The 13,481-nt window shown below is 71.1% G+C and carries 16 protein-coding genes; 8 read left to right on the top strand and 8 right to left on the bottom strand.

Going from position 1 to position 13,481, the window contains the following annotated elements; translation table 11 throughout:
• Positions 1-11: 11 nt before the first annotated feature.
• Together OG943_RS14335 and OG943_RS14330 are read right to left on the bottom strand one after the other, a co-directional pair.
• Entirely contained in the window at positions 12-1,157 is a 1,146-nt protein-coding gene (locus OG943_RS14335; protein WP_328610249.1) for a WXG100 family type VII secretion target, read from the bottom strand.
• Positions 1,158-1,419: 262 nt separating this feature from the next.
• Positions 1,420-2,346 (bottom strand): TIGR03620 family F420-dependent LLM class oxidoreductase, encoded by a 927-nt coding sequence (locus OG943_RS14330; protein WP_328610248.1) that lies wholly within the window; start codon positions 2,344-2,346, stop codon positions 1,420-1,422.
• A 199-nt stretch (positions 2,347-2,545) separates the two neighbouring features.
• Between OG943_RS14330 and OG943_RS14325 the strand changes: the two genes are divergently transcribed.
• From OG943_RS14325 to OG943_RS14315, 3 genes are all read left to right on the top strand, one after another.
• Positions 2,546-3,454, top strand: a complete 909-nt coding sequence (locus OG943_RS14325) for a LysR family transcriptional regulator (RefSeq protein ID WP_328610247.1) — start codon at positions 2,546-2,548, stop codon at positions 3,452-3,454.
• A gap of 81 nt (positions 3,455-3,535) precedes the next feature.
• Entirely contained in the window at positions 3,536-4,903 is a 1,368-nt protein-coding gene (locus tag OG943_RS14320) for a purine-cytosine permease family protein (RefSeq protein ID WP_328610246.1), read from the top strand.
• A gap of 264 nt (positions 4,904-5,167) precedes the next feature.
• A complete protein-coding gene (locus tag OG943_RS14315) occupies positions 5,168-5,998 on the top strand; it encodes an SDR family NAD(P)-dependent oxidoreductase (protein WP_328610245.1) in 831 nt (276 codons plus the stop codon).
• A 103-nt stretch (positions 5,999-6,101) separates the two neighbouring features.
• On the opposite strand, the gene OG943_RS14310 is transcribed toward OG943_RS14315, so the two are convergent.
• Entirely contained in the window at positions 6,102-7,115 is a 1,014-nt protein-coding gene (locus OG943_RS14310) for a S1 family peptidase (protein ID WP_328610244.1), read from the bottom strand.
• A 299-nt stretch (positions 7,116-7,414) separates the two neighbouring features.
• On the opposite strand from OG943_RS14310, the gene OG943_RS14305 reads away from it, so the two are divergent.
• Both OG943_RS14305 and OG943_RS14300 read left to right on the top strand, forming a co-directional pair.
• Complete coding sequence (locus tag OG943_RS14305) at positions 7,415-8,113, top strand: S1 family peptidase (protein ID WP_328610243.1); 699 nt, start codon at positions 7,415-7,417, stop codon at positions 8,111-8,113.
• 49 nt (positions 8,114-8,162) lie between these two features.
• Positions 8,163-8,708: a snapalysin family zinc-dependent metalloprotease gene (locus OG943_RS14300; RefSeq protein WP_328610242.1), complete on the top strand. Its 546-nt coding sequence runs from the start codon at positions 8,163-8,165 to the stop codon at positions 8,706-8,708.
• Positions 8,709-8,789: 81 nt separating this feature from the next.
• Here OG943_RS14300 and OG943_RS14295 read toward each other — a convergent pair whose 3' ends face one another.
• Entirely contained in the window at positions 8,790-9,605 is an 816-nt protein-coding gene (locus tag OG943_RS14295; RefSeq protein ID WP_328610241.1) for a dioxygenase family protein, read from the bottom strand.
• A gap of 229 nt (positions 9,606-9,834) precedes the next feature.
• Here OG943_RS14295 and OG943_RS14290 point away from each other — a divergent pair, with 229 nt between their 5' ends.
• A complete protein-coding gene (locus OG943_RS14290) occupies positions 9,835-10,110 on the top strand; it encodes a hypothetical protein (protein ID WP_328610240.1) in 276 nt (91 codons plus the stop codon).
• A 105-nt stretch (positions 10,111-10,215) separates the two neighbouring features.
• Here OG943_RS14290 and OG943_RS14285 read toward each other — a convergent pair whose 3' ends face one another.
• Genes OG943_RS14285 through OG943_RS14275 form a run of 3 tightly spaced genes read right to left on the bottom strand, consistent with a single transcriptional unit; the run spans position 10,216 to position 11,759 of the window.
• The gene (locus tag OG943_RS14285) at positions 10,216-10,968 is read right to left on the bottom strand and encodes a DUF899 family protein (protein WP_328610239.1); all 753 of its coding nucleotides are present in this window, start codon (positions 10,966-10,968) and stop codon (positions 10,216-10,218) included.
• The gene (locus tag OG943_RS14280; RefSeq protein ID WP_328610238.1) at positions 10,958-11,338 is read right to left on the bottom strand and encodes a metalloregulator ArsR/SmtB family transcription factor; all 381 of its coding nucleotides are present in this window, start codon (positions 11,336-11,338) and stop codon (positions 10,958-10,960) included. The genes OG943_RS14285 and OG943_RS14280 overlap by 11 nt, the downstream gene beginning before the upstream one ends.
• On the bottom strand, positions 11,328-11,759 hold the full coding sequence (locus OG943_RS14275) for an SRPBCC domain-containing protein (RefSeq protein WP_328610237.1): 432 nt from the start codon (positions 11,757-11,759) through the stop codon (positions 11,328-11,330). The genes OG943_RS14280 and OG943_RS14275 overlap by 11 nt, the downstream gene beginning before the upstream one ends.
• Here OG943_RS14275 and OG943_RS48340 point away from each other — a divergent pair.
• Positions 11,652-11,963 carry a DUF418 domain-containing protein gene (locus OG943_RS48340; RefSeq protein ID WP_442874787.1) on the top strand — a complete coding sequence of 104 codons (312 nt, stop codon included), beginning with the start codon at positions 11,652-11,654 and terminating at the stop codon, positions 11,961-11,963. The genes OG943_RS14275 and OG943_RS48340 overlap by 108 nt on opposite strands.
• 15 nt (positions 11,964-11,978) lie before the next feature.
• Here OG943_RS48340 and OG943_RS14270 read toward each other — a convergent pair whose 3' ends face one another.
• Positions 11,979-12,605: a TetR/AcrR family transcriptional regulator C-terminal domain-containing protein gene (locus OG943_RS14270; RefSeq protein WP_328610236.1), complete on the bottom strand. Its 627-nt coding sequence runs from the start codon at positions 12,603-12,605 to the stop codon at positions 11,979-11,981.
• 101 nt (positions 12,606-12,706) lie between these two features.
• Here OG943_RS14270 and OG943_RS14265 point away from each other — a divergent pair, with 101 nt between their 5' ends.
• Complete coding sequence (locus OG943_RS14265; protein WP_328610235.1) at positions 12,707-13,420, top strand: hypothetical protein; 714 nt, start codon at positions 12,707-12,709, stop codon at positions 13,418-13,420.
• Positions 13,421-13,481 lie beyond the last annotated feature (61 nt).

Raw genomic sequence — 13,481 nt, 5'->3', positions numbered from 1 at the left:
ACTCCTGTCGTTCACAGCCCGATCACCGGGCTGCTGGTCAGTTCGTCGGGGCCGAGCAGCGGCTGGTCGAGCACCGGCATCTTGTTGTGGTGCTCTTCCTCTTCTTCGCCCGTGCCGGTCGAGCGGCCGCCGGGCGGGATCATGCCGTTGCCCGACGCCGCGCGCATCGCGGCCATTTCCGCCATCGCGGCGTTGCGGGCGAGCATCGTGCTCTCCATGGCGAGGCCCGAGCGCAGCCCGGAGCTCAGGCTCGGGTCGAGTGCGGCCGTGGCGGCCGACTGGGGCCACGGCATTCCGCCGGTGGTGCTGCCGGCGGTGGCGCCGATGTAGCTCGACGCGGTGGTGCTGTCGTCGGCGCTGTAGGAATCGACGCTGGTTCCCCCGCCCTTCGTGATGGCGCGGGAGCTGGCGTTGAGGCCGGTTTCGTAGCGCTGCATCACGTGCACCGCCTCGGCCTTCTGCTCGGAGGCCTGGACGCTGGAAGCGAGCAGGCTCGCGCCGCCACCGGCGACCGCGCCGATCGCGGCCCCCATCAGCGCGCCCGGCCCGGCGCCGATACCCCCAGCACCCGCGCCGAGCACCCCGCCGATCACAGCGCCCGCCGCGCCGCCGGCCGCCGCGGCGGCGACCGCCTGCCCGGTCGGGTCCCCGGGCGGTTTGGGCATCGTGTTGCGGGCGACGGCGAGCGAGTCGCCGGCCTGCTGCGCGGCGTGCCCGACGGTGCCCGCCCGGGTGCCGGCCCCGTCGGCGCGCTCGCCGAGCTGGCCCAGCCGCCCGGAGGCGTGGTCGGCGGCCTCGCCGCTCCAGTTCTCCCGCAGGGAGCCCTGCTGACCGCGCAGGGTTTCGGCGTGGGAGGACATCTCCGAGCCGTGCCGCTGCCACTCCGCGGCCACCGTGCTGACGTCGCCGACATCGGCGTTGTCCCACAACATCTGGTAAAGCTGCTGGTGGGTGTAGGCGTTCCAGTTGGTCCCGCCGGGCGGGACGGGGGCGCCGAAGTAGCCCTCCCACACATTGCGCAGCGCGCTCACCACCGGCCGCGCGACCGCGCCCGCCGGGCCCGCGCGGTCCAGCCCGGAGGTGACGGCGTCGGCCAGTCCCTCCACCCCGGACGACGCCGCCTCGATCATCGTTCCCCCACCGGTTCCGCTGGCCATAGCCTCACCTTCGCGCCCCTGCGGGCCGACTTCCGGCCCGGGGGCCGAAGTTAGCGGGGACCGATGAAATCCCGATGAAACGCCGATCTCGCCGGTCAACCGGCGGCGGGCGGCACCGGGCCATGCGCCCCAATGTGGCGTTCGGTGCGCTCAACGCACCCAATGTGGCGTTCGGTGCGTCCAACGCAACCAACGCCACATTGGGGCGGAGCCAGGGGCATTCCGGGCGGGCTGGGGTCTGCTGTGGACAGTCGGCTCCCGGTCAGGCCGGCCGGGTGACCTCGGTCAACGCCGGGGCGAGCTGCTCCAGCTGGTCCAGACCGAGCGCGAACCCGGTGCCCGGCTCGAGCAGTACCGTCACGTGGTCCGCGCCCGCCGCCAGGTGCTCGCGCGCCTTGGCCGCGATGGCGGCCGGCTCGCCGTGGGCGATGAGCGCGTCGACCAGCCGGTCGCTCACCTCGGTGACGTCCTGTTCGGAGTAACCGAGCCGGACCAGGCCCGCCCCGGTGCCCGGACGGGCGAGAAAGGCCGTCGCGCGCTCGCGGGCCTTTTCCCGCGACCGGTCGCGGGTGCTGTCGGCGACCACGGACAGGCCGACCACGAGGAGCTTGTCCGGGCCGAGCGCCTGCCTGGCCTGCGTGGTCAGCTCCACCGGCAGCATCGCGGGCAACGCCCCGTCGGCGATCTCACCCGCCAGCGCCAGCATCTTCGGGCCGTTCGCGGCGATGATCCGGGGATAGCCGGCGTCGGGCGCGGGCGGCCAGGTCTCGGCGTCCATCCGGGTCACGTAATCGCGCATCGTGCCCAGCGGGCGGCCGAACTCCCGGCCGGTGCCCGCCGCCTGCTCCGGGTAGCCGACGCCCAGCCCGAGCACGATCCGGCCGGGATAGGCCTGGGCCAGCACCGCCGCCCCGCCGTGCGCCGTCTGCGGCTCCCGGGCCCAGATGTTGGCGATGCTGGTGCCGAACACCATCCGCTCGGTGGCCGCGAGCAGCACGGCCAGCTGCACCAGGGCGTCCTTGCCGCCGACGACCTCGTTGGTCCAGACCGCGCCGTAGCCCGCGCGTTCCAGCCGGCGGACGGCGTCGCGCTGGGCGCCGATGTCGAGCGCGGTGGTGAACTCGACCGGCAGGCACACGCCGACCGGGCCCAGTGCCTTGCGGGCCGCTTCGATTTCAGTGGTGTTCATGGGAATTCTCCTCGGAAACAGGGTCAGCGGGCGGCCGTGGGATGTCCGCGACGAAGCCGGACCGGTGACTCCAGCCTGCGCGCCGGCCGGGTCGCAGGGCCAATGAATGTTCTGCATCTGGTATTACGATTCCCGTATCACCAATGGTGAGAGCCATAGCTACGGTTCAGGCGGCGAAAAGCCGGGCTACGATGAGCGTATGACCGCCCCCCTGCCCCCGGCCGACCTCGACCTGCGGCTGGTGCGGTGCTTCCTCGTGCTGGCCGAGCACCGGCACTTCGGCCGGGCGGCCGCGGCGCTGCACACCACCCAGCCGTCACTGAGCCGGCAGATGAGCCGGCTCGAACAGCAGCTGGGCGCCCGCCTGCTCGACCGCACGCCGCAGGGCAGCCGGCTGACCGGGGCCGGAGAGGTCTTCCTGCCGCTGGCCAAGGCGGTGCTGCGGTCGTCCGCGCAGGCCGCGGCGCGCGCCCGGGCCGCGGCCCAGCCCAGCCGGCTCACCGTCGGGTACTCGATGGGCATGATCGTCACCCCGGCGGTGCGGGAGCTGCGGCACCGGCACCCGGACGCCGAAGTGGTCGTCTCGTACCTGAACTGGAACGAGGCCCACACGGCTCTGCTCGACCACCGGGTGGACGCGGCCGTGACCCGGCTGCCGTTCCCGACCGACCGGCTGCACGTGACGATCCTCTACGAGGAGCCGCGGGTGCTCCTGGTGCCGCGGACGCATCGCCTGGCCGGCAAGGAATCCGTCACCCTGGACGACATCGCCGACGAGCCGATGCCCCGGCTGCGGGAGTCCGACCCGGCCTTGAACGCGTTCTGGCGCATCGACCCCCGCCCGGACGGCCGCCGGGCCCCCGGCGGCCCCTTCATCGAAGCCATCGAGGACAAGCTCGAGGTGATCGCCGCCGGCCAGGCCGTGGCGATCTCGGCGGGCGCTCCGGCCAGTGCGCTGCGCCCCGACCTGACCACCATCCCGCTCGAAGGCGTCGAGCCGTGCCACGTCGTGCTCGCTACTCGGGCGGGAGACAACAGCCGCCTGCTGGCGGCGTTCCGCAAGTACGCGCAGGCCCACCTCACCGGACCGGAGCCGGCCGGGGACTGACTGCGCTGGGGTCTGGGATCCCAGACACACCTTCCGGATCGGTTCTGGCGTCAGGGACCGGTCCTGCCTTCAATGATCGCCATGGCTGAGTATGGCGGTGCGCTCCAGGCCGAACACCGCTCGATCGAGTTCATTCCGGAGTCCGAACGGCACGGCCGGGCGATCGGCCTGTTCGCGGTGTGGTTCGCGGCCAACATGCAGGTGACCACGATCGTCACCGGCGCGCTGGGCGTGGTGCTCGGGCTGTCGCTGCCGGCCGCGGTGCTCGCGCTGGTCGCCGGCAACCTGGTCGGCGGCGTGTTCATGGCGCTGCACTCCGCGCAGGGCCCGAAACTCGGCATCCCGCAGATGATCCAGAGCCGCGCCCAGTTCGGCTTCCACGGCGCGGTGCTGCCGTTGCTGCTGGTGATGGTGATGTACGTCGGCTTCTTCGCGACCAGCGCGGTGCTCGGCGGCCAGGCGCTGGCCGGCGCGACGGGCCTGAACGTGGACGTGGCGATCGTGCTCGTCGCGGCGGTGTGCACGGTGCTCGCTGTGCTCGGCTACCGGCTGATCCACCGCGCGGACCGGTGGATCAGCCTGCTCAGCGCGCTCGGCTTCGGCTACCTCACGGTCCGGTTGTTCCAGACCGGCGACGTCGCGCAGGCCTGGCACGGCGGCGGCGACTCGGCCGGCGTTTTCCTGCTCGTGGTGGCGGTCGCCGCGACCTGGCAGATCACCTACGCGCCCTACGTCGCCGACTACTCGCGCTACCTGCCGACCAGCACGCCGATCTCCTCGACGTTCTGGTGGACCTACGCGGGTTCGGTGCTCGGCGCGGTCTGGATGATGCTGTTCGGCGCGATCGCGGTTTCGGTCGCCGAGCGGGCCTTCGACGGGGGCTCCATCCAGTTCGTCGTCGACCTCGCCCCCGGCGCGCACGGACTGTTCGCGGTGATCATCGTCCTGGGCATCATCGCGATCAACGTGCTCAACCTGTACGGCTGCTTCATGTCCACCGCGACCACGCTGACCGCGTTGCGCCGGCACGCCATCACCCGGCGCACCCGGATCGGCTACATCGTCGCCGCCGCGGTCCTGTCGACCGCGGTCGCCATCGCCGGCCGGGGCGACTTCCTGGCCAACTACGAGAACTTCATCCTGTTCCTCGCGTACTTCCTGATCCCATGGACCGCGATCAACCTCGTCGATTTCTACGCGGTCCGCAAGGAACGCTACGACATCAAGGCGATCTTCGACCCGGACGGCGAATACGGCCGGGCGAACTGGCGCGCGCTGATCCCGTACCTGCTCGCCATCGCCGTGGAAGTGCCGTTCATGAGCACCACGTTCTACACCGGCCCCTTCGTCGCCGACGTGGGTGGCGCCGACATCTCCTGGATCCTCGGCACGATCGTCGGGGGCGCCCTCTACTACCTGGCCATGCGCCCGGTCGTCCGTCGCGCCTGAGCCCACCGCGTCAAACCGGATGCCTGATATCGCAAGGAATCCGTAAGTCCGGTGCCGCCGTCCTTGCGCGGGCCCCGCCGGGGGTCTTCGCTCGACGGCATGGTCAGAGGCGGCGTCGACGGGCACCCTCGGGCGGTGCGCCACGACGACCGGCCGCCTGATCCGGCGCCGGCCTGAGCGCGAGCGTTCCGCCGCGATCACGGCCGGCCAGCGGATCATCCCCGGACCGGCGCACTGGCGCCCCTGATCCTTTGTGGACGGACCATGCCCGAAAAACCCCTCATCCTGCTCACCGGCAGCACCGACGGCATCGGCTACGAAACCGCGCGGCTGCTCGCCGCCGGCGACACCACCGTGGTGGTGCACGCCCGGACCGAGGAAGAAGGCGCCGCGGCCTTCCAGCGCCTCGTCAACTCCGGTGCCGACCCGCGGCGGCTGCAGCCCGCCGTCGCCGACTTCGCCGACCTGCGCCAGGTGGCCGACCTCGCCGCCGCGATCGGCGACGCCTACCCGCGGCTCGACGTCCTGGTCAACAACGCGGGCACCGGGGGCACCGGCCACCGCGTGCTCACCAAGGACGGCCACGAGCTGACCTTCCAGGTCAACTACCTCGCCCCGTACCTGCTGACCCGGCTGCTGGCGGACCTGATCGGCGCGTCGCCGGTCGGCCGGGTCGTGAACGTGAGCTCGTCGCTGCACCGCGGCGGCCGGATCAACTGGACCGATCCGAGCTGGAAGCGGCGGTACAACCGGGGCGCCGCCTACGCGCAGTCGAAGCTCGCGCTGACCATGTTCACCGCCGCGCTCACCGAGCTGGAGCCCCGGGTCCACGAGGCCGTCAGCGTGCATCCCGGCATCATCGCCACCGGCATGCTCACCCACTACAGCTTCCGCGGCCGCCCGGTGAGCGAGGGCGCGGAAGTGGTCGCCCGCCTCGCCGACCCCGGCGCGAAGGTCCTCAACGGCTGCTTCTACGACGGGCGGCTGCCCGACAAGGCCGCGGCCGCGGCAGTGGAACCCGAGGCGGTCGGGAAGCTCTGGCGGCTCAGCGAGCGCCTCACCCGGCTCGACCAGCGCCGGGTCCGGCCGGCCTGATCCCGTAATACCGAAGTTGGCCGTCAAGGACTCCTTACCCGCGTCGGACGCGGGTAAGGAGTCCTTGACGGCGTGCGGCGTCAGCCGGGAGGGAGTGGAGCGGTCACGGCAGGGTCAGGCCGTAGGCGCTGAGCGCGGCGGGCACGGGCTGGAAGAAGGTTTCGCCGCCGGATTCGCAGTCGCCGCTGCCGCCGGAGGTCAGCCCGAGTGCGGTCGACCCGTCGAACATGGCGCCGCCGCTGTCGCCGGGTTCGGCGCAGACGTCGGTGTCGATCAGGCCGCTGACACTGCCTTCCTCGTAGTTCACGGTGGCGTCGAGCGCGGTGACGGTGCCGGTGTGCACGCCGCTGGTCGAGCCGCTGCGGGTGACGTTTTCGCCGACCGTCGCGTCGCCGGCGCCGGTGATCTCCTGCCCGGTGTTCACGGCGCTGGGGGAGTCGACGCCGGAATCGTAAGCGGCCCAGGAATAATCGGTGCCGGGGAAGTCGGCCGCCTGGGTGGTCGCGATGTGCTGGGAGTTGCCGGAGTCGGCCCACCAGTCGTTGGTGGCGACGCCGCAGTGCCCGGCGGTGATCATCGCAGGGTTCCCGTTCGCGTCGTGCACGTTGAAGCCCAGCGAACAGCGCAGGCCCTGTCCCCAGATCGCGTCGCCGCCGCTGATCAGCGGGCGCAGCCGGGTGGTGGTGCGGGCCAGCCTGGCCTTGGCGCCGAAGCCGCGCACCACGCTGTCCAGCTTCGCGAGGTCGGTCCCGGAGACCGACGAGTCGGCGGTGACCAGCACCTGCCCGGTTCGCGGGTCCACGCGCCACGCCGTGCCGGCGATCCGGGCCGAGCGGCCCAGTTCCGCCGTGACCGCTTTCAGCTGGGAGGCCCGGTAGCTGACGAGTTTCGGGGTGACCCCGGCCGCGCGAACCTGATCGGCGGCCGCCGGGTCGGTGACCGTGACCACCAGCCGTGAACCGGCCTGGTCGTAGAAGGAGCCCACCGTGCGGTCACCGAGCAGCGTCGCCATCCTGGCGGCCACGGCGGTCGCGGCACGGACATTGAGCGGGCTCGCCGAAGGCGCGGCCTCCGCGGAGCCGGAGGAGGCGAATACGGCTCCGGCGGCCAGAACCACCGCGGCGCAGGCGATACCGCCGCGACTGCGTTCTCTTCGATTACGTGCTGGGATCATGGCCATCTCCGTCTCTGTCGAATGGGACGATGAGACACCGGTGCCGGCGGCTGCGCGCAATTAAAAGCTTAGGGAAGCACGCGAAAAATGTGCACCCACGAAAGTCGTGAACTGCCGGGTATTTCCACCCCGGTGCTCGCGGCGGCCTTGTCCGGAATTCGTGCGCGTATCCCTCCTTTCGACGGTGTACGGGATTCTTCCGCCCTGGGACTCTGGGGTTTCCTGCTACGGAAGGGAAATCGATGCGTAAGATCCTGCTGGCCATACTGGGTGCGGCCGGCCTGCTGTTCGCGCTCGCGGCGCCGGCGTCCGCGGCGCAGCCGTACATCATCGGCGGCGGCGACGCCACCGAGACGTATTCGTTCATGGTGTCGCTGGACAACGGCTGCGGTGGCAGCCTGGTCTCGCCGCAGTGGATCGTCACCGCACACCACTGCGGCGACGCGTCGCAGGGGAGGATCGGGTCCACCGACATCAATTCCGGCGGTGAAGTCGGCCAGATCGACGACGTGACCACCGATCCGGGCACCGATCTCACCATGATGCACCTGAGCCAGCCGGTCCAGGCGGCGCCGGTTTCGCTGGCGCAGGACAACCCGGCCGCGGGAACGAGCGCCCGGCTGCTCGGCTGGGGCTGTGTCAGCTGGCCCGACTGCCAGACTCCGTCGACCCTGCAGCAGATCGACCTCACCGTCCTCGACAGCGCGGAGTGCGCGGACGGCGGCGGGGGAGCGGGCGACGTCTGCATTTCCGGTGACCAGGCGCATTCCGCGTGCCACGGTGATTCCGGCGGGCCCGCCGTCATCGGCTCCTCCGGCAAGTGGACGCTGGTCGGCGAGACCCACGGGCCCGGCGACAACGGGGGCGAATGCGCCACCAGCACCCTCTACACCGGCATCGCGCAGTACCTGACGTGGATCAACCAGCAGATCGGCAGCTGACCTCGGTCTGTGCATTCCTTGCCCCGTAACCTTTTCAGAGAGGAAAGACATGACCCTTCAACGTTTCGGCCGGCTCGCCGTCGGCGTCGCCGCGATCCTGCTCCCGCTGTCCGGCGTCCAGGTGGCCACGGCCGCCACCGCCGGCGCGTCGGCCGACGTGGTGGACCTGCACTACGACGCCTCGGGTGTGCCCGACTACCAGGCGGAGGCCACTCAGGCCGCCGCGAACTGGAACAGCGTGGAGCAGAACGTCCACCTGGATTCCGGTGGCAGCGCCACGATCATCCTCCACGAGGTGACCGGCGGCGGTTCGTACACCCAGACCGACGGCCACGGCAACGGCGACATCTACATCGACACGGACCAGGTCGCCGAAGGCAATGACCCGACCCGGATCCTGGCCCACGAATTCGGCCACAACCTCGGCCTGCCCGACGATTACAGCGGCCCCTGCTCGGAGATCATGTCCGGGCACGGCCCGGGAATCTCGTGCAAGAACGCGATGCCCGACGCTCAGGAAAGCGCCCAGGTGGACCAGAACTTCGCCAACGGGTTCGCGCGCGCCGTCGCGGTTCCCCGGCACATCTACCGCTGAACCCATTAACCGCTGGAACGTCTACGCCCACGGCCAGCTCCCCGCTGGGCCGTGGGCGTTGACGTTCTCCCTGCCGGAAGGTCAGCCCGCCCGCCACAGCGCGGGCACGTTCGGGGGCTCCCAGCCGGGCTGGGCGGTGTGCGCCTGCAAGCACACGTAACCCTTGCCGCCGTGGGTGACACGGGTGCCCGCCGGGTACGCGGTGCCCAACGCCCACGTCGTCCCGCCGGGCGGGGTGGAGGTCGGCGGGGTGGTGCTGGTCGGCGCCTGCGGCACGTCCAGGACGAAGTCGAACGCGGCTTCCTTCGCGGTTCCGTTGTCCCGCACGGTCATCAGCAGGCGGGCGTCGAAAATCGGGTCGGTGTTGTTGCGCGGCTCGTTCGGGAAGTACAGCTGGGTCGTCAGGATCGGCTGCCCGGGCGCCTGGACCTTCACGTGGATGTGCCGGGTGCGGCCGGGGTAGAGCCCGGGCACGATCGTCGACAGCGTGAACTCGCCCTGCGCGTTGGTGTACTGGTGGCCGCGGAAGGTGTAGCCGACGTTGTCGTAGGCGCCGTTGACGTCGGCCTGCCAGAAGTCGAGCAGCGCCCGGTCGACCGGCAGGCACGCGAGCCCGAAGACGTAACCGCTGACGTGCAGCCGTGTGCCCTGGGTTTCGGGGGTGACCAGCGACGTCCGCTCCGGCGAGTCCGGTTTGAAGTACGGGCCTTCGATCTGCTCGGGCGTCGGTTCGTCGCCGTCGTCGCACGATGGCGTCAGCTCCGGGGCCGGGCCGTTCGCCGTCATCGTGGTGCGGGCGAGCGCGGGGCCGCCGATCAGCGCGATCGGCGCCGCGATGCCGGCGGCCAGCGCGGCCCGCAGCACGGTCTTGCGGCTCAGCTGGGTTGGTTCGTCCATGCCTGCTCCTCGTGGGGGGCTTCGGGAATCCCTTTGACGTTAAGGAGCGCGCCGGGTGACGGCGATGGACTGGGTCGGTCAATCATGGTGATTCTCCCCGTTCCGCAACCGCGTCCTGGCGGCAATTCCACCGTGGGGCAGCGATGGGAGCCGTGTTTCGATCTTCGCTGCCGGGCGGTCCGCGCGGCGCCTGAACCGCGGGGAACCCCGCCGAGCGAAAGCAGGTCCGATGCGGTCGACCGGCTCACCGGTGAAACTCGTGCTGGCCGGGCTGGTGTGCTTCGCCATGCTGGTGCTGGGCATCATGTCGCTGAGCTCGGGCACGGTCAGCTGCGGCGGGGAGACGATGCGGCCCGGTGACACGTGCGAGTCCCGGGGCGTCACCCGGAGCCCGGACGCGCAGCAGTCGGAGAACAACGGGCTGGCGTGGATCATGATCGTCGTCGGCGGTCTGGGCACCCTCGGGTTCGGCGCCGTCGCCTTGGCCGGCCGGCGCGTGCGCTGAGCCGAGGCCGGTGACCTGTTCGATCCGCCGCAACCCGCGGACCGCAATCGCGATCCGGGGTGGGCGGGTGCCCGAACTCGTTCCCTTCGACCCGCTCCGTTCCGGTTATCGCCGGGCGGGGCGAAGGTCGTCGGAGTGACCGGCGGCCAGCCGGGACCAGTGCGCGGTAGGCCGCTCGCCGGTGCGCCACACGCTGGGGCTGTTGGCCTCCCACCGCCGGGGCCAGCCGTCGGGCGAGTCCTCCCAGGCTTCCTGCCGCCCGTAGACGGTCATGTCCATCAGCCCGTGGCTGGGCGACATGGCCTCGAAGCCGCGAATGGTGGTCGCGTACGTCTCGTAGACCCGGTCGCCGTCCCTCAGATAGCAGGCCATCAGGAAGAACGGCCGACCGGCCAGCAGCTCGTCCGCGCAGTCCCGGACCGAGTACCACGGCACGTCCCAGCCCATGAAGTCGCGGTAGCGCACGCTCTCGTCGAACGGCCCCTGGCAGAACGTGGCGTACGTGATGTCGCGGGAGTGCAGATAGGACAGTTCGCGGACCTGGCTGTTGAAGAACGTGCAGCCTTCGCACTGCTCGGCGGCGGGCCGGTCGTCGCGCCACATGTGGTAATACGCGATCAGCTGCCGGCGGTCCTCGAACACGTCCAGCAGCGGCACCGGGCCGTCCGGGCCGGTCAGGGTGATCGCGGGGTCCAGCTCCACCATCGGCAGCCGCCGCCGGGCGGCCGCGATCGCGTCGCCCTCGTGGGTGTGCGCCTTCTCCCGGACCCGCAGCTGGTCGATCTCGGCCTGCCAGCTCGCCCGGTCCACCACTGTCGGCCGCGCCGGTGCCGCGTTTTCGTTCGTCTCAACCGTCATCGTCGTCTCCTCTTGTCGTGCCGGGGGTGGGATGGGTGCGGTTCAAGTGCGCCTGCAGCGCGTCCAGCCGGCCGTCCCAGTCACGGGCCAGCGCGGCCAGGAACTGCTGCGCGACGCGCATCGGTGCGGAGCGCAGCCGGTAGCGGATGCGGCGCCGCTCGCCCGGTTCGGCCGTCACCAGGCCGGCCTCGGTCAGCAGGGCCAAGTGTTTGGCGATCGCCTGCCGGGTGATCGGCAGCCGGTCGGCCAGGTCGGTCGCGGTGGCCGGGCCGTCGGCAGCCAGCGCGGCCAGGATGGCGCGCCGGGTCGGGTCGGCCAGCGCGGCGAAGACCTGCTCGGCGACCGCCTCGATATCGGGCTCAGGCGGCATCGAGGTGGGCGATCAGCTCGTCGAGTTCGCTGACCCAGCCGCGAACGTTGCCGTCGAAGGCGGCCCGGTGGGCGTCGTCCGGCAACTGGGCGAACCCGGTCTCGACCACCGTCAGCCGGGTGCCGGTGCCGGCGGGTTCGAGCGTGAACTCGACGTAGGTCCGGCGTGGATCGTCCTCGGGCAACCCGTAGATCTGCCAGGTGAACCCGAACACGGCCGGTCCCTCCACCCGCTCCACCCGCATGTGCTGGGTGAACCCGTTGTCCCAGCTCATCCGGGCGGCACCACCCGATCGCAGATCGATGGCCGCCTCCTGGCCGAACCACGCGGCCAAGCCCTCGGCGGTGGTCAGCGCCGCCCACACCGTGGCCGGCGGCTGCGCGAGCTGCACAGTCCGCTCGATGCGATCAGGAAATCCCATGACGCCCCCTTATCAAGTAGCAACCGACGAGTTGCCACATTATGGCAACTCATCGGTTGCGTCAACAGGCTGCGCCGATACCGCCAAGGCCCCCTCGAATGGCTCTGGCGCTGGGCAACCTGGGCACACCGTCCGCCCCTGCGACGGGCCGCGCCCAGTGTCGAGGACGTGCCCCTCGGTGGCCCGACACGATCTCGAGGATGAAACTGGCCGGATTGCTCAGTCCTCGATGACGGCCTGGATCGCCGCGCACAGGAACCGGACCGCGTGGCCGAACTTCTCGTCCTGCGCAGCGGTTCCGGCTTCGGCGAAGGTCAGGGGGAACCGCTCGGCCAGCTCCGCGACATCCGCCGCGCGCACGTCCGGCGTACCCGGTTCGGCCTGCTCCTGGAGAACGAAACCGGTGATGTGGCTCAAAATCGTGTCCGCCGCGACACCGCGATGCGCGACGGGGACCCCCGCGCCGCTCAGCGTGTGCAGCAGCCGTTCCATCAGGCCCAATGCGGCGGGGCTGAGCGTGCGCGGACTGCCCGCCAGCAGCACCGCGCCGCCGGGATGGCGCAGGAGCGCCCGTCGCAACGCCTCGGCCTGCGCGACGATCCGATCCGGCCAGGCCGCCTCCCCGGGCAGGGCGTCCAGTGCCGCGGTGCCGTCGTCGTAGGCTTGCTGGGCGACCCGGTCGGCCATCAGGCAGAGCAGGGTGTTCTTGTCACGGACGTGGTAGTAGAGGCTTCCGGCGTGCACCCCGAGCCGGTCGGCCACCTGGCGCATCGACAGGCCCGCGTAGCCGACCTCATGGAACACCGCCATGCTCGCCTCCACGATGCGAGCGGTGGTGAGCTTCATCATGAAAGCCTACCGTGATTCGAACGCTGTTTGAATTTGCCCCGGGTGCCGCTAGGCTCGGCCTCGACTGATTCGAACACTGTTCAAACTGGGGTTCTCCGATGGATGCGATCGTTTTCAACCTGACCACGGCGCTGCTGCTGATCCTGATCGCCGCCGGGGGCCTGGCGCTGGTCGGCCGGGACACCATTCCCCGCCGGCGACTGCCCTGGCTCGCGATCGCCCTGACCGTGCTGGCGCTGGCCGGCGTAGTGCTCCAGCTGTGCTGGCCCGGCGCGATGGACGCACTCGACAGCGACCCCGCCCGGCCGGGGTGGTGGCGGGTGCTCACGTCGGTGTTCATGCAGAACGGTGGCGTGGCCGGGGCCGCGTGGAACATCGTGACCCTCGCGCTCGTCGCCGCCCTCGCCGAATGGTTCTGGGGCCGTCCGCTGGCCCTCGTCCTGTTCCTGGCGGGAATCCTGCTGCCGCAGCACATCGACGCGCTGCTCGGGCTCGCCGCCGGCCCCGTCGATCCCCGCAACTTCGCGGGCAGCTCGGGCGCGACCTACTTCCTCGGCGCGACCCTCGCCGGCCCGCTCCTGGTGCGCACCCGGGTCCCGAAGGAACGACTGATCGCGGCCGCCGTGGTCGGGCTCGGCCTGGCGATGTGGTTCGTCCAGGAGAACGGCCACGGCCTCGTCTCGGTCTACGGGTTCGTTTTGGGCGCACTCGCCTGGGCGGTGGGGCACAAGCTGATCCGCCCGGAGCGCGACCTCGTCCGCCCCGCCCGGCTGACGATGGGTGCGCTCCCCGGCGTCGGCGGGAAGCGCTGACCCGCCGGGAAAGCGCACGATGATCGGTTTGCCACCGACGACCGGCTGATCGCCGGGCGGC

This window comes from Amycolatopsis sp. NBC_00345 (genome assembly GCF_036116635.1).
In the GTDB taxonomy this organism is placed as follows: Bacteria; Actinomycetota; Actinomycetes; order Mycobacteriales; family Pseudonocardiaceae; genus Amycolatopsis.
This window is presented reverse-complemented; position numbering and strand designations above follow the sequence as displayed.